This is a genomic window from Pseudomonas asplenii, assembly GCF_900105475.1.
Lineage (GTDB): Bacteria > Pseudomonadota > Gammaproteobacteria > Pseudomonadales > Pseudomonadaceae > Aquipseudomonas > Aquipseudomonas asplenii.
Genome location: NZ_LT629777.1, coordinates 5,614,920 through 5,628,696 on the forward strand (window position 1 = coordinate 5,614,920; position 13,777 = coordinate 5,628,696).

Below are 13,777 nucleotides of genomic sequence, written 5' to 3' on the forward strand. Positions count from 1 at the left end.
ATAGTCGCTTGCACACGGAAACCTCTACAATCCGCATCCCAACGTTCAAGAGTGCCCAGGTGATGCGTTTTCTTCCGGTGTTGTTATTGATTCTGCCTTCTCTGGCGTGGGCGCTCCCGGCGCTGAAGGACACCGAGCTTTACAGCAGCAAGGCAACGGACTGTCACGATGTGGATCTCAAGACCTGGCAACATCCGGCCCGCGCTGTGTTGGAAAAACATGACATCAAGCTGGAACGAGTCCAGCTGTGCAATGAAGGTCACTACCCTATCTTCACCGGGCAAGTGCCCTACGATCCCACTGGGCAGACGAAGAACTTTTTCCTCCCGCTATACGAGGAAATGCGCAAAGCCAATGGGAAGTGGCCCTACGCAATCGTGGCCACCAGTGACGATATCGTGGTTTACGTCAGCTACCCGGCCAGCGATGGGATTTCTCTGGATTACGAACAATATGCGGAGCAGTAAACGGGCCCCCGTGCCTAGCTCGCGGGCAAGAGGATCACGAAGTTCTTTTTCATGTCTTCCAGCACGGTCCATTTACCCCTGGCGCCCGGTTCGATAATGAACGTGTCGCCAGCGGTCAGTGTGACGGGGTCGCAACCCTCAAGCTCGATGACGCAGCGTCCACTCAGGACATGGCAGAACTCCCAAACTTTGTAGTCGATGCGCCACGCTCCGGTGCTGGCTTCCCATTCTCCGGAAATGCGACCTTGCTGTTCATCGTGATAGTACTTGGACGTCAGCGTATGAGGGGTGCCTTCCACGACCGCTTCAAAAAAGGGCAGGTCTCGCACCGGTTGAATATCCAGTTCGCGGAATACGGTCAGTTTCTTGTTCATGGTTTTTTCTCCAGCACGTTGTGGATAGGGCGATACATCAAATAGGCTTCACCGGTGACAGCGAGCATCGGGTGGGGAACGATCTGGCAGGTTTTAACAATCTGAAAACCGTGACGTTCGTAGAAGCGGCGTGCACCGTGGTTTTCCGCATAATCGATCAGGCATAGCCCATCCAGGCCAGAGTCCTCGGCGCGCTGCAGGGCGTGGCGAAGAAACTGGACGCCCAGCCCCTGGCTGCGCCAGGCCTCATCCAGGGCCAGGCTGGATATGTATAAGGTGTCGGGTATTTCCATGTCGGAATAAGGCGCGAGGACCGGGTCCGTCTCGACAGGCCTGTCAGGGGTCTCGCGCAAGACATAGCTATGCATCATGCCGATGACGCGCCCGTCGAAAGTGGCCATCAGGCAGTTCTTATAGGAAAAGTCGCCCTGTTCCCTGGCATAGCGAGACGCACCGACACTCAGCAATGCTTCTCCAGGTACGGCCAGCTTGCTCCATATGTAATCGGCCATGCCCTCCGATGTCAGTTGAAAGAAGCGCGCAATATCGTGCGCGTCCGAGGCTTGGGCGGGCCTGAAGTCGATAGGCATGTACAGTGCTCCCATGGGATCAGGTGGTTAGTTTTCAAGGATTACGCCTTTGACAGGGTGGCAGGGTAAGCGGATTGAGCGGTTCCCATCATGCTCTGGGCGAACACCGTCAGCACGATGTGCGACGCTGCCCCATGCTCAAAGGCACGTGGCCGTCTAATGGCTCAGGCCTGGGGAGTCGATCAAATAGTTGGGCTAATTAGCGCGGTGGTTACAAACTCATACTGATCCCGCCCCACCCTCACACGCGACAAGGATTGCCGCCATGCTTGCACTCAACAAACCCATCCTGGCTTCGTTCCTACTGCTAGTCTCGATCGTCTGCGCCGCCGACGATGTCATTACTCAGGAGTGGGTGCATTTGATAAAAGCCGACTTTCCCCAAGGATGCGTGACCCGACTTCGCGAATACCTCTCTACCAACGCAGCGAACGGTTTCCGAGGCGGTGCGTGGGTTGTACAGAGCTGCGAGGGTAACTTTGAATACGGCACCCGCTACTATCCACTTGGGGTGCGTACGGACGGGAAACGGATCAGCGCGAGTCGCACGCGAAAGCTTGATGACCTGACCCCGGTGCAGTTGAAGCGTATGTACTCGCTCCCGGACTGAACCAGATTCGATTCAGTCAAAAAGGTAACGTTGCTTCACCTTGGTTTACGTTCTTCGCAGGGCTCTGATCAGAGATCAGCGACAGCAATACGTGACGACACCACCGACGCCACTCTTGCCACCCAGCACCTCATGACCATGAAGTGCCAGCTTCGCATCTAACCGGATAGGCTCATGACCAGAACATTACCGAAGACTGAGCTCAAGGCGCTTTTAGTGGAAGCCGATGCCAATGGGTTAGCGCCAGATGATCTTGGCGCCACTTGCGAGCAATTCGGTATTACACCGAAAGATGTGCTCAATGAACTCGCCATCGCGGTCGCAGAAGGCTATCTGGATGAGACCTTTACCTATGGTTTTTGCGACAGCGTCATGAACGGGATCATAAATGCAGTGATGGACCTGGGTATGACTGACGATATGCCTCAGCCTGCTTTTTCGCTCTACCAAGCGTTCGACCAGGGCGAGTGGATTCGCAGGGGTGACTCACCCGATAGTGACCCAAGTGAAAAATATACGCGGCCGGCAGTCCAGGAAATATTACGCACCATTAGAGGATAGCTTTCAGAGTTTGAGAGCTTTTATTGCGCTTGAAAACAGCCGTGGATCGGATGGGCGCCTCTGGGGGATAGCGGCCATGCATGATTGGTCGCTTCCGCCCTCTCGGCCCCCAACCAGACAACTCTCTTTCCCTTTATCGCTGCACGGCGATGCATTTGATCTCCACGAGGAGGCCCGGCCGAGCCAGTTCACTGACGCCTATGCAGGTCCATGCACAAGTGCTCCTGGGAAAGACTTGATCCTTCACTCGTCTGAAGATTGGCATGTGGCGTTGCATATCGACGTGATAAGTCGTCATTTCGACGACGTCCGCAAATTCGCAGCCACCCGCTGTCAAGACGAGCCGTAGATTCTCCCACGCAGCCAAAAATTGCTGCTCAGGATCTTCGATCACGGATAATTCCGGCGTCCGGCCTACCTGGCCTGCGCAGTAGAGCGTTTTTCCAACCTTCACCGCGGGCGCATAACCCGCTTGATCGCAGAGCAATTTCATACCGTCTGGAACGATGATCTGACGATCAGTCATGGTCGTGAAGTCCAAAATATAAGCGGATACGAAACCTAACCCAAGGACCAGAGCGTCATCCAATCGGGTCACTTTTCATTACGCAATCACACCCGGCAGGTGTGTTAGGCGGACGCTTACCACGCGTCTGCCGAGACTGATGCGAAGCGCTTCACTCAAAGTGAACTGGGTTTTGAATGGCTACGGCATCAAGGCATATCCGTTGGCAATGGCACTGGCTTCCAGCTTCTCACGCTCGGCGTCGAGAAAAACATACGTGGCTTGCAGGGTGGTGATCTTCGCTTGAATTTCGGCCATCTTGCTGGCGACCAGGGCCGCGCCTTGCGCACAATTGATCGTATTACCCCGCTTGGCCGCCAGGATGTCGCCAATCTCGGCGAGTGAAAAACCCACGTCCTGGGCGCTCTGGATGAACGCCAGATCCGCAACGGTCTGCTCGCTGTAGCGGCGGTAGTTATTGGCCTGTCGATGGGCCTCGATCAGCCCGAGCTGTTCGTAATAGCGCAATGCATGGCGGCCGACTCCACTGCGGCGTTCCAATTCGCCAATGTTCACAACAAAAATTCCTTGACTGTAGAGTGGGCTCTACACCTTAGCCTGCGCCGATTTTCCAAACAAGGATTCAGGCATGAGCGTGGAATGCTTCGTCACCGGCGGCAGTGGGTTTGTGGGTCAACACTTATTGGCCCGTCTGACTGCGACAGGGCACAAGACCTGGGTGCTGATGCGCAGCCCAGGCAACATTGAGCGCCTCAGGGAGCAGGTCGGCCAGCTGGGCGGTAACCCGGCGTCCATCCATGCCGTTGAGGGCGATATCAGCAAAGAGGGACTGGGACTCAGCGAGGCAGACCGGCAGCGCGTGGCTTCGGTCTCGGTGGTCTTCCACGCCGCGGCGCAATTCACCTGGGGGCTGACCCTGGAGCACGCCCGCGCCGTCAACGTGCAGGGTGCGCTCAGGGTCGCCAGGCTTGCGGCGAGCCAGGGCATTCGCTTGGTGATGGTGGGTGGCTATATGCTGCAAAACCTTGCCCACCTGACCCGGGTCGGGGTGGATCATGAGCATCCTGAAAACACGAATTGGCCCGCCGTCTACGGCCGTGTAGGGGGCTACGAAGGCAGCAAGCTCGAGTCACATTTTGCAGTGATCCGTTACATGCAGGACGCGGGCGCGGCGTACACGATCGTTCATCCGGCCACGGTGTGTGGTCACAGCGAGAGTGGGCACATCCCGGAAGGACAACCGCTGGCTGAACTCATTCGGAATCTGGCACAAGGCCGGTTCAAGGCGGTCCCCGGTTCCACCAGCCACTGGTTGCCCTTGGTCAGCGTCGATTACCTGGTGACGATGATCACCTGCGTGGCGTTCGACCCTTCGATGGTGAACCAGCAGGTCCTGGCGCTCTATGAGCACACGCCGAACCTACGCGGGATGCTTGAGCAAATGGCTACAACGCTCAAGATCAAGGCGCCCCGCCACCATGTACCGATAGGGTTGCTCAGGTGGCTTCTGAAGATTCCCGGACTGGCGGGCCGACTCTCGATCAGCACCGAGTCATTGGACTTTATCCAGACGCAGCGCTTCGACATGCGTCAGAGCAAGGCGTTGGAACAGAAGTATCGGTTAACCCATCCCGACATGACGCGAACCGTGGAAAGGACGGTGCGCTACGTCACGGGTTGCTGGCCCAGTTGAGGCAAGCAAGCCAGGCCGAAGCTTCGCGGGCAAGCCCCTCAGGCCGAAATGATCGCCTGCAACACCTGCTTGAAGTGCGCCACCTGCTCATCATCGAACGGGCCGAACACTCGCTCCTGCTGTTCACGGGCAATGGTCCACAGCGCCTCGGTCTGGTCGATGCCCGCCGCGGACAGCCGCACACGGCCTTCCACCTCGGTCACCAAGCCTTTGCGGCACAGGTTTCTTTCCGTGTTGTTATTGATTCTACCGTCTGGCGGCTACGCGCCAGTGGTGTGGATCGGCGCGACCAGATACCCGAAATGGTCAGCATCCATGTGCGACCGCCTGAAATTGAAGACAGGGTGATGCCGGGGCCCTGGGAAGGCGACTTGTTCAAAGGCAAGGCTAACAGCTCGTGTGTAGGCATGCTTGTGGAACGCACCAGTGGCTATCTGATGCTGATCAAGATGAACGACACGACGGTGACCTCGGCGGTAGAGGGCCTCGGTGTTGCGCTCAATGGCATGCCGCTGGTGATGCGCAAGAGCATGACTTACCAGAGCCGGGAAATGCCCAGGCACGCCGAGATCACTCAGAAGACAGGCGTAGCGATCTTCTTCTGCGACCCACACAGCCCATGGCAACGCGGCAGTCACGAGAATATCAACGGCCTGATCCGGCAGTATCTACCCAGGGGCACAGACCTGTCGGTATATAGCCAGGTGGAGCTGGACGCTATCGCGCTGCGGCTGAACATGCGACCGCGTAAGCGTTTCGATTTCAAGTGCCCCATCGAAATGATGAGCGAGGTTATGCATAAAACCGTGGGTATGCGACACGATACACCTGCCTCAATTCAATAACTCTGTTGCACTCAGATCCTGCATCCGCCAATTGATGTTGCATTCCTGAAAACCAATACTAAAACAACATCAAAATGATACCAATGCGGAAAACTATTGATATCAACACACCAAAAAATCTATAGAAAAATAATCGCGCGCATAACTTACTGAAAAATATAAAATGTAACATCTTGCATTGTATATAATGCTAGTGCTTTAGCAATAAATGATTGACCAACCACCTCTTAATGAAATAGCTTATAATCGACAAGATATGTTTGCGAAAGAATATCTAAAAAATCCCAAGCCGAGGAGCAATCAATTAATAATAAACTCATCCGACCTCGTCTTTTCCCAGAAAACAAATCAATTACATTAAGATACAAAGCTAAAATTGAAGCCGTCTCGCCTGCGGCCAAACGGGATAGTCCTTAAGAAGAATCGGTTTGCTTTTTAGGGGTAAACCTATGGTATCAAAGCTTGACCGAGCTGAAGCTCAAAGCGCTATTAGAATGGAAAGCAACGCGATTCGATAAATATCATCTGTTGACAGAGAAGCATTTATCGCACAATGCGCGAGCTTGATTACCTTCTGAAACTTCCGCAAGCGCCTGGTGCAGGCCAGTGTAGAGCATCTGATTTTCGATGAAGCTCAACGCCCGCTTCAGGCGCACAGCTTTAATACGTGCGAGGGATATAGATAAAAACTGCCCACAAGCAACCTTAGAAAGAGAATATCATCATGAGCTTAAAAAAAGAGCGATATGAAGTAGATCTTTATAAGCTTTTGGAGTGCTTGAACTCCGACAGTACTGCAAAGGGCCCAGCAATTGAAAACACCCTGGAATGGGCTCGACATTACATAGACTTTAGCTGTATTGCGCTACTTACCATTAAGAATGCTTCGATTCCTTCTATCGATTTCTACTACGAAAAAAATGTTCCCGAACGCTGGCTCAAGGAGTACCACAGGAATGAATACGCTAAGGATGACCCGGTCATCCAGTACGCCTTGAATATTGGCGGCATTTTCTCATGGCGAGATGCGCTTGCTTCTTTTGATACTCCACGTGGCAGAGAGGTTGTCGCGAGGGGTGAAAAGTATGGGTTGCGACATGGCTATACTTATTTCATGCCTGCTACAAATGGTCAACTCCAGGGGGCTAAACTTATATCGCTAGCCAATGTCAGTTCGAAGTCCGACATAATGTGCGAGTACATCGTTGCCACACTGGGAGCAGCTTTATGTTATCTAATGGAAAACGTAATCAACAAGCAAGAACTCTGCAACGTCTACTTAAATGACATTGAGCTGAAAATCCTCGATTGGTCGGCCAAAGGCAAAAGCATCTGGGAAGTTTCGAAAATAATTGATACGCCAGAGCGTACCGTGAAATACCATTTACTCAATACCTATCGAAAGCTGAAAGCCTCCAATAAGGCCCAAGCTGTCAGTACCGCTACAAAGCTCGGCTTATTGAAGTGAATGATCAATCGATCAATACCGGCTCACGTATCAGCTCGATATGGAATTTGGCAAATACCAGTCGCTGCAGCAACTCGCCGAACGCGAAAATCTCAGCACCTGTGGCTCCTCCGTGATTAATTACCACCAATGGATTATGCGTATAAATTCCTACTCGATTGACTCGAAAGCCGACATCAACGCACTGCTGAATCAGCCAGCCCGCAGATAATTTCCAGCGCCCGCCGGGCTGTTCGAATGCTGGAACCTGGCTATAACGGGCCACCAGCCGTGTCATACATTTTGCGCTGACCACCGGATTCACGAAAAAACTACCGGCATTGCCTAGCAGACCGGGCTCTGGAAGCCGTCGATTTCGCACGCGTCTTACTGCTGCGGTAATCTCTGTCAGTGTATGGGCCTGCGGTTGAGCACCGAGTTCTTCGCGGATTTTCGTATCCAACTGTGCCCAGACTCCGCACTCTCGCATCTGGAAGAGCACACTCAAGATGACCAATTGTTGTGCGTAGCGTAATTTGAACACGCTATCCCGATAGCCCAGGCCCAGGTCGTTACGCGGTAGCCAGTACCGAGTGTGGGTCAGTCTATCAAATACCTCAACACCGACCAGGCAATCTGCAACCTCCACTCCATAAGCACCAATGTTCTGAATGGGGGCAGCCCCTACCGTGCCAGGTATGCCCGCAAGCGACTCAAGCCCTTGCAATTGCGCCTCTGCACAATACTGCACGAACCCGTCCCAATTAACTCCCGCCCCCACACGTACCAACCGATGCGTCCCATACGAGCACAGGTCAATATCGATAAACCCTTCGAGAAGAATAACAACACCGTCAAAGTCCCGAGCTAGCAGAATATTGCTGCCGCCCCCTAAAAAAAGCACTTTCAGTGCTCTGCGTTTCGCAAACGTCAGGATTTTTTTTAGATCGTCATTCGTGCCCGTCTTGCATAACAAATGGGCACGAACATTTACCCCGAACGTGTTGAAGCTGCGAAGGGATTGTCGATAACTGATCTGCATGAAGAGCTCACCCAGGGCGTTGATTTCTGCTTGAAACGCTAGAAGCCTAGCGCATACAGCCCAAATCTACCCACTGTCCAAACGGACACTTTACAGTTTGGCCCTTGGCACACAACATTGAATCCAAGACAAATAAAGTCATTTCAACTATTGCACTTACTATGCGAGGGTTGTGCCATGGAAGTCTTATCCAATCACCCGTGCGCGGACAACCATCCGATTTGCCAACAATGGATTATTAAAGGCAGCCGATCCGTTGAGTATTCAGTCATTGAAACTCCGAATCTTTTTGACTCCACTAATGTCAACGTGGCGGTCTGTGGCTCGCCGGCCTCATCGATGTTCTACGACAAGCGTTTGATTTTTATTGACAACGAAGTCTTAACGCTTCACGGCCCGCGTATTCGGCAGTTTTTCGATGCCTTTGAAGGTGAGTATCTGATTGTCTCGATTCACATTACCGAACGCCTCAAGGACTACTCGATGGTGGAGAATATTCTCCAGCATATGGTCAACTTTGGGGTCTCACGTAAAGATGAACCGATTATCGCCATCGGCGGCGGTTGCTTGATGGATGTTGTAGGTATGGCCGCAAGTCTATATCGACGAGGTGTGCCTTATATCCGCATTCCAACGACACTCTTGGGTATTGTTGACGCAGCCGTAGGAATCAAAACCGGATCAAACTTCGGGACCCATAAGAACAGGGTTGGCAGCTACTACGCGCCTGTCTGTGCATTGCTCGACACCTCCTTTCTGGAAACACTGCCGCCACGGCATATTAAAAACGGAATGGCAGAAATATTGAAAATGGCAATCATCGCTGATCAGACGTTATTCACTGTCATTGAGAAAAACGTGGAACATCTGATGGCGGATCACCTGGCCCAATCACCGCTTTCCTTAGGGGTTGTACGCAGTGCAGTGCATGGCATGCTCAAGGAGCTCGAACCTAATCTCTGGGAAAGCGACCTGCAGCGACTGGTTGACTTTGGCCACACCCTCTCGCCTGTCTTTGAGATGAAAGCTGTCGACACATTGCTGCATGGTGAAGCCGTTGCAGTTGATATGTGTATTTCAACTCTGGTCGCCGCCAACCGGAAGTTACTCGATCCACGACAGGCATTGCGTATCATTGAACTGACCCAAAAGATTGGTCTGCCGATCACTCATCCCACATGTACCTCAACCAATATCGCCCAGGCACTTGCCGAAATAGTTAAGCATCGCGATGGACTGCAGCGCATGCCCGTCCCTATAGAAATTGGTCGAGCAACCTTTCTCCATGATGTGACTGCACCAGAATGCATACACGCCTGCGAACAGCTCAGAAATATCGCACAGCAATACCGCCCGGTCTGACTAGACAGGAGTCTTTATGATTTTGGTATTTGATGTCGGCGGCACCAGCCTGCGCATCGGCTGTTACTGTGAAGAGCAGCACCGGCTAGTCAAGCAGATCCGCATGGACACGCCTAATTTTGTCAATTCGCCGCTGCGCGACAGGGACCTGGTCGAACAATTATTCAGGACCATGAAAGACGCTGCTGAGATTCTGGGTCTGGCGTATGACACCGTCGTGGCAGCACTTCCCGGCCCGGTCACCGCAGAGGGTTGTGTCACTGCCTTGCCCACCGTCCTAGGAGCAAAACTCGACAGACCTATCCAGGCCGTGGCGCTGTTACAGACACTGTTTGACATGCAAAACGTGCATGTCATCAATGATATAACGGCCGCGGGATACCGCTACCTGACGCCGGAGCATCACACGTTCCATATCGTTTCGTCGGGATCGGGGATCGGTTCCAAGCTGTTTATCGATGGCAAACCTTTGACTGGTCATCAAGGGGATGCTGGAGAAATTGGACACCTGCTTCACCCGCTATGCCCAAAGGAATTACAGTGCGATTGCGGTGGTCATGGGCACGTCGGCGCCGTCAGTTCTGGACGCGGGACCTTGCGACTTTTCAAGTTACGTGCCAGACAACAATCGACCGCTTATCTAGACAGCGCATTGGGCAAGACCACACCGACGTACGACTTGCTCGAAACCTCCTCACTTGTTGACGCATTCCAACAGCGAGACCCATGGACGCTCGACGTCATGGATGACGCCATTCGCCCTCTCGCCCACGCACTGGCGGCTACTCGAGCCGTCTCTGGCGTTACCTCCTACATTTTGCTCGGCGGATTTTTGTGTGCGCTGGGCGAGCCTTATCGAAAACGATTAGCCGACCTTTGCACCAGTTTCTTCGACGCTGGAGATTGGAACGACATCATCGCCCTCGGCTATGACGATGACAACAATGGCCTCATTGGCTGCGCGCTCTATGCACAAGGACTCCTCCGCCATGAACATGAAAGTCAACCGCTATAACTACTCAAGTCAGTTCGGTAAAGACTTGCAACCATTGCTGCATGCAATTGGGGAAGACCTTCTCAATGGTCATTATATTCTGACTGAAACCGTCGAAAACTTCGAAGCGGCATTCGCCAATTACATCGGTGGGAAATACTGCGTCGGTACCAACAGTGGTACCGACGCGCTGATCCTCGCGTTACTGGCCATGGGGATAGGACCCGGCGATGAAGTCATCACTCAGGCAAACACGTTCTACGCCACCGTCGCCGCAATATGTTTCGTGGGCGCCGCCCCCGTGCTGGTAGACGCGGAACCCCATGCTTATTTGATGAATGTTGAGCAGGTCGAGCCTGCAATCACGGCGCGTACCAAAGCCATTATTGCTGTGCACTTGTTCGGCAAATGCATGCCCATGACAAAACTCTTAGCGCTGGCAGAAAAACACCACCTGAGGGTCATCGAGGATGCCGCACAAAGTCATGGCGCCCAAATCGACGGGCGTGTCGCCGGACATTTCGGCGATATCGGCTGCTTCAGCTTTCACCCCAGCAAAAACCTGGCTGCGGCCGGCGACGCGGGTGCGATTGTCACCGACGACTCTCACTTAGCCGAACGGATAAAAGTATTACGGGCGCTGGGGCAATGTGGCCAGAACCGGCATGTGGCTTTGGGCATGAACTCAAAGCTGGATGCCATTCAGGCCAGGGTCTTGTCCGCCAAGCTTGAGCACCTGGAGGATTGGAACAAGCAACGACGAGCAGTCGCCGCTCATTACATCAGCCGCCTGGAAGGGTTGTCCTTGAGCTTTCAGGCGCCAGCTGAGCACAAGGATCACGTCTATCACCTGTTCCAAGTGCGTACTGAGCAACGAGATGCTCTGCTCGCTCACCTGCAATCGAACGGGATAGATGCCGTCGTGCGCTATCCAACACCGATCCATTTGCAGGAAGCGTCCGCGGCATCCGGCTGGAAGGCAGGCGATTTTCCGGTGGCCGAGGCCCTGGCTACACAAACCCTCTGCCTGCCCTTGCGGCCCGATATGGATGCCGACGAAGCTGATCGGGTATGTGACTGCGTGCACGCGTTCTTCGAGGGTCACTCATGAAAACCCTAGCTGTGCTGGGCGGCGGAAGCCCCTACACCCTTCAGTTGTGCGAGCAACTGGCCGGCAGTCGATTGGCCGGCGAAGCTTGGGAGCTGCGGCTGCAGGGTCGCAACCAGGCCGTCACTTCACAGATAGCGCATTTTGCCCAGTCACGCCTACCCGGCTGGAAAGTCAGCTATGGCATCACCGCTCAACGCGTGCTCGAGGGTGCAGACTATGTAGTCCACCAAACCCGTTACGGAGGTCTGGAAGGTCGGTATGAGGGCGAGTCGCTCGGCCGCGCATTAAATGCGGCCGCCGATGAAACCCTGGGGCCTTCCGGCCTGCTGGCGGCGATTCGTTGCATGCCATATATCGCCGAACTGGCCGAGCAGCTCCTACGATTTTGCCCACAAGCCTGGGTACTCAATATCACCAACCCGCTGAGCCTCACGACATCGCAGCTCTTTTTACAGGGCTACTCCCGTTGCATCGGCATCTGCGAGTTGCCGACGGTCACTCAGCATCAGATTGCCGCGCGCCTGCAACTGCCTCACGAGCAACTTCAATGGACCTATACCGGTCTGAACCATCGAGGCTTCCTCCACAACCTCACGCATGCAGGCCAGCCCGTACTGCAACGCCTTCTGTCGTTACTGGAAAGCCAGTCTTTTACAGGATTCGACGCAGCCCTGATCGAAGAACTACAAGCTATTCCAACCAAATATTTCCGTTTATTGGTAACCAGCAAGGTCGAGGACAACCATCGCTCCACGCAACTGGTCGACCTGCGCGCAGAGGCCATCAAACAATTGGAGCAAGTCCCGCTGCGCTATCCGCCAGCCCTGGAGCAACGCCCGATGCCTTGGTACGAGCATGCGGTAGTGCCCATGCTGGAGGCATTGAACGGGTCTCGCCACTCGTGTGTGCTGCCGGTGAACCTGTGCGCCGCCGACGGTATTACTCGGGAGTTCCTGGCGACCGTCAGCACTGGCAGTGTCAACGACGACCTGTCGCGGACTGCACCGCCACCTGCCGTTGCCAGGTGGAGGGAGATCTTTGAGGCCCATGAAGCCGCCTCATTAAGTGCATGCCTTGATCCTACTGGCGAGAACATCGAAGCCGCCTTTTCGGCCGACCCGCTGATGGCGGGTCGCGATCTGAAAGCGGCCGTCGCAACTTTTCAAACCTACCTTACAGGTGCTGCACATGGACATGCTTAGGTTCGCCATCATTGGCTGCGGCCGCATGGGTTTGACCCGCGCCAAAGCCCTCAAGACACTGAAAGCACGCATAGTCTATAGCGTGGACTCAGACCTGACACGCGCCAGACAAGTCGCCGAAATCGCACCAGGCTGCACTGCACTCGCGAGCGACCAGGAGATCGACTGGACACAAATCGACGGGGTGTTTATCTGCACGCCGCCCGGTATGCGCGGGCCGCTGGAGTTGATGGCTGCGCGTCACGGTCTTGCAGTATTTGCGGAAAAACCGCTACACGTGTCCGCAGCCGGCGCGTTGCAACTCGAGCAAGCCTTCGCCCGCAACAATGCTCTGTTCGCCGTGGGCTATATGAACCGCTATCGGCACAGCGTCAACAGCGTCAAGCAGCAACTCGATACCCTCAACGTCATCGGATACCAGTGCCACTGGATCTGCAAGCCGTATTCGGTCGACTGGTGGAAAGAAGCCCTATGGTCCGGCGGCGCCTTGAATGAACAGATGACCCACTCCGTAGATCTGTGTCGCCACCTGTTCGGAGATGCCCAAGCAGTTTTCTCCCAAATCCATGTGGACCCGGGGGCTCCTCACATTCAAAGCGTCAGCGCCCTGCTCCAACATCGGGACAACCTCGCGGGGACTATCTTTTATTCCTGTGCAGGCCAGGACAAAGACATCGGCCTGCATATCTTTACCGACCAGGGGCCTGTCGTACTCTCGGGCTGGGACTACACCTTGACTCGCGCGCCATGGCTTGAGGACGACAGTCGGCCGCAAGATCCTCAGGACGTTTTCCTCACAGAGACCGAATGCTTCCTGCAGGCCGTGCTGGAAGGTGATCCGCACCGGCTCAAATGCACGCTGGCAGATGGCATCAAGACGCAACTGACAGTGGACACCATTCGTCAAGCCGCCACCGATCATTGCCTGATCAGGCTTTGAAATACGGACAGGA

The 13,777-nt window shown here is 54.3% G+C and carries 16 protein-coding genes and 1 pseudogene; 11 read left to right on the top strand and 6 right to left on the bottom strand.

All coding sequences use genetic code 11. The annotated features are described in order from the left end of the window. The first annotated feature begins 62 nt into the window (after window positions 1-62). A complete protein-coding gene (locus BLU37_RS24855; RefSeq protein ID WP_010452478.1) occupies window positions 63-467 on the top strand; it encodes a hypothetical protein in 405 nt (134 codons plus the stop codon). 14 nt (window positions 468-481) lie between these two features. Here BLU37_RS24855 and BLU37_RS24860 read toward each other — a convergent pair whose 3' ends face one another. Together BLU37_RS24860 and BLU37_RS24865 are read right to left on the bottom strand one after the other, a co-directional pair. Next, a complete protein-coding gene (locus tag BLU37_RS24860; protein WP_090209905.1) occupies window positions 482-841 on the bottom strand; it encodes a cupin domain-containing protein in 360 nt (119 codons plus the stop codon). Then, on the bottom strand, window positions 838-1,431 hold the full coding sequence (locus BLU37_RS24865) for a GNAT family N-acetyltransferase (RefSeq protein ID WP_172833060.1): 594 nt from the start codon (window positions 1,429-1,431) through the stop codon (window positions 838-840). Before BLU37_RS24865 ends, BLU37_RS24860 begins: the two co-directional genes overlap by 4 nt. Window positions 1,432-1,696: 265 nt before the next feature. Between BLU37_RS24865 and BLU37_RS24870 the strand changes: the two genes are divergently transcribed. Then, complete coding sequence (locus BLU37_RS24870) at window positions 1,697-2,041, top strand: hypothetical protein (protein WP_010452484.1); 345 nt, start codon at window positions 1,697-1,699, stop codon at window positions 2,039-2,041. 174 nt (window positions 2,042-2,215) lie between these two features. Further along, on the top strand, window positions 2,216-2,602 hold the full coding sequence (locus BLU37_RS24875) for a hypothetical protein (RefSeq protein WP_090209909.1): 387 nt from the start codon (window positions 2,216-2,218) through the stop codon (window positions 2,600-2,602). Window positions 2,603-2,735: 133 nt separating this feature from the next. Here BLU37_RS24875 and BLU37_RS24880 read toward each other — a convergent pair whose 3' ends face one another. Both BLU37_RS24880 and BLU37_RS24885 read right to left on the bottom strand, forming a co-directional pair. After that, window positions 2,736-3,128: a RidA family protein gene (locus tag BLU37_RS24880; protein ID WP_090211004.1), complete on the bottom strand. Its 393-nt coding sequence runs from the start codon at window positions 3,126-3,128 to the stop codon at window positions 2,736-2,738. Between the two features lie 180 nt (window positions 3,129-3,308). Then, window positions 3,309-3,683 carry a MerR family transcriptional regulator gene (locus BLU37_RS24885; protein WP_090209911.1) on the bottom strand — a complete coding sequence of 125 codons (375 nt, stop codon included), beginning with the start codon at window positions 3,681-3,683 and terminating at the stop codon, window positions 3,309-3,311. Between the two features lie 73 nt (window positions 3,684-3,756). On the opposite strand from BLU37_RS24885, the gene BLU37_RS24890 reads away from it, so the two are divergent. Further along, window positions 3,757-4,821, top strand: coding sequence for an SDR family oxidoreductase (locus tag BLU37_RS24890; protein ID WP_090209913.1), 1,065 nt, complete (start codon window positions 3,757-3,759; stop codon window positions 4,819-4,821). A gap of 38 nt (window positions 4,822-4,859) precedes the next feature. Here BLU37_RS24890 and BLU37_RS24895 read toward each other — a convergent pair whose 3' ends face one another. After that, on the bottom strand, window positions 4,860-5,024 hold the full coding sequence (locus tag BLU37_RS24895; RefSeq protein WP_197678417.1) for a hypothetical protein: 165 nt from the start codon (window positions 5,022-5,024) through the stop codon (window positions 4,860-4,862). A 60-nt stretch (window positions 5,025-5,084) separates the two neighbouring features. Between BLU37_RS24895 and BLU37_RS24900 the strand changes: the two are divergent. Together BLU37_RS24900 and BLU37_RS24905 are read left to right on the top strand one after the other, a co-directional pair. Then, window positions 5,085-5,666, top strand: a pseudogene (locus tag BLU37_RS24900) (IS30 family transposase); the annotation flags it as partial. A gap of 724 nt (window positions 5,667-6,390) precedes the next feature. After that, complete coding sequence (locus tag BLU37_RS24905; protein WP_090209914.1) at window positions 6,391-7,134, top strand: helix-turn-helix transcriptional regulator; 744 nt, start codon at window positions 6,391-6,393, stop codon at window positions 7,132-7,134. A gap of 4 nt (window positions 7,135-7,138) precedes the next feature. Here BLU37_RS24905 and murB read toward each other — a convergent pair whose 3' ends face one another. Beyond that, window positions 7,139-8,155, bottom strand: a complete 1,017-nt coding sequence (gene murB, locus BLU37_RS24910) for a UDP-N-acetylmuramate dehydrogenase (RefSeq protein ID WP_090209916.1) — start codon at window positions 8,153-8,155, stop codon at window positions 7,139-7,141. 177 nt (window positions 8,156-8,332) lie between these two features. Here murB and BLU37_RS24915 point away from each other — a divergent pair, with 177 nt between their 5' ends. Genes BLU37_RS24915 through BLU37_RS24935 form a run of 5 tightly spaced genes read left to right on the top strand, consistent with a single transcriptional unit; the run spans window position 8,333 to window position 13,764 of the window. Further along, on the top strand, window positions 8,333-9,517 hold the full coding sequence (locus tag BLU37_RS24915; RefSeq protein WP_232000393.1) for a sedoheptulose 7-phosphate cyclase: 1,185 nt from the start codon (window positions 8,333-8,335) through the stop codon (window positions 9,515-9,517). 16 nt (window positions 9,518-9,533) lie between these two features. Next, window positions 9,534-10,532 (top strand): ROK family protein, encoded by a 999-nt coding sequence (locus tag BLU37_RS24920; RefSeq protein ID WP_090209920.1) that lies wholly within the window; start codon window positions 9,534-9,536, stop codon window positions 10,530-10,532. Beyond that, window positions 10,507-11,622 (top strand): DegT/DnrJ/EryC1/StrS family aminotransferase, encoded by a 1,116-nt coding sequence (locus BLU37_RS24925; protein ID WP_090209922.1) that lies wholly within the window; start codon window positions 10,507-10,509, stop codon window positions 11,620-11,622. The genes BLU37_RS24920 and BLU37_RS24925 overlap by 26 nt, the downstream gene beginning before the upstream one ends. Then, on the top strand, window positions 11,619-12,824 hold the full coding sequence (locus BLU37_RS24930) for a family 4 glycosyl hydrolase (protein ID WP_090209924.1): 1,206 nt from the start codon (window positions 11,619-11,621) through the stop codon (window positions 12,822-12,824). The genes BLU37_RS24925 and BLU37_RS24930 overlap by 4 nt, the downstream gene beginning before the upstream one ends. Beyond that, window positions 12,811-13,764 carry a Gfo/Idh/MocA family protein gene (locus BLU37_RS24935; protein ID WP_090209926.1) on the top strand — a complete coding sequence of 318 codons (954 nt, stop codon included), beginning with the start codon at window positions 12,811-12,813 and terminating at the stop codon, window positions 13,762-13,764. The genes BLU37_RS24930 and BLU37_RS24935 overlap by 14 nt, the downstream gene beginning before the upstream one ends. Window positions 13,765-13,777: the final 13 nt, after the last annotated feature.

Coding starts and splice junctions, on each gene's coding strand:
- BLU37_RS24880 (WP_090211004.1), bottom strand. CDS start 3,128: ATGACTGATCGTCAGATCATCGTTCCAGACGGTATGAAATTGCTCTGC.
- BLU37_RS24925 (WP_090209922.1), top strand. CDS start 10,507: ATGAACATGAAAGTCAACCGCTATAACTACTCAAGTCAGTTCGGTAAA.
- murB (WP_090209916.1), bottom strand. CDS start 8,155: ATGCAGATCAGTTATCGACAATCCCTTCGCAGCTTCAACACGTTCGGG.
- BLU37_RS24935 (WP_090209926.1), top strand. CDS start 12,811: ATGGACATGCTTAGGTTCGCCATCATTGGCTGCGGCCGCATGGGTTTG.
- BLU37_RS24930 (WP_090209924.1), top strand. CDS start 11,619: ATGAAAACCCTAGCTGTGCTGGGCGGCGGAAGCCCCTACACCCTTCAG.
- BLU37_RS24905 (WP_090209914.1), top strand. CDS start 6,391: ATGAGCTTAAAAAAAGAGCGATATGAAGTAGATCTTTATAAGCTTTTG.
- BLU37_RS24855 (WP_010452478.1), top strand. CDS start 63: ATGCGTTTTCTTCCGGTGTTGTTATTGATTCTGCCTTCTCTGGCGTGG.
- BLU37_RS24870 (WP_010452484.1), top strand. CDS start 1,697: ATGCTTGCACTCAACAAACCCATCCTGGCTTCGTTCCTACTGCTAGTC.
- BLU37_RS24875 (WP_090209909.1), top strand. CDS start 2,216: ATGACCAGAACATTACCGAAGACTGAGCTCAAGGCGCTTTTAGTGGAA.
- BLU37_RS24890 (WP_090209913.1), top strand. CDS start 3,757: ATGAGCGTGGAATGCTTCGTCACCGGCGGCAGTGGGTTTGTGGGTCAA.
- BLU37_RS24860 (WP_090209905.1), bottom strand. CDS start 841: ATGAACAAGAAACTGACCGTATTCCGCGAACTGGATATTCAACCGGTG.
- BLU37_RS24920 (WP_090209920.1), top strand. CDS start 9,534: ATGATTTTGGTATTTGATGTCGGCGGCACCAGCCTGCGCATCGGCTGT.
- BLU37_RS24865 (WP_172833060.1), bottom strand. CDS start 1,431: ATGCCTATCGACTTCAGGCCCGCCCAAGCCTCGGACGCGCACGATATT.
- BLU37_RS24915 (WP_232000393.1), top strand. CDS start 8,333: ATGGAAGTCTTATCCAATCACCCGTGCGCGGACAACCATCCGATTTGC.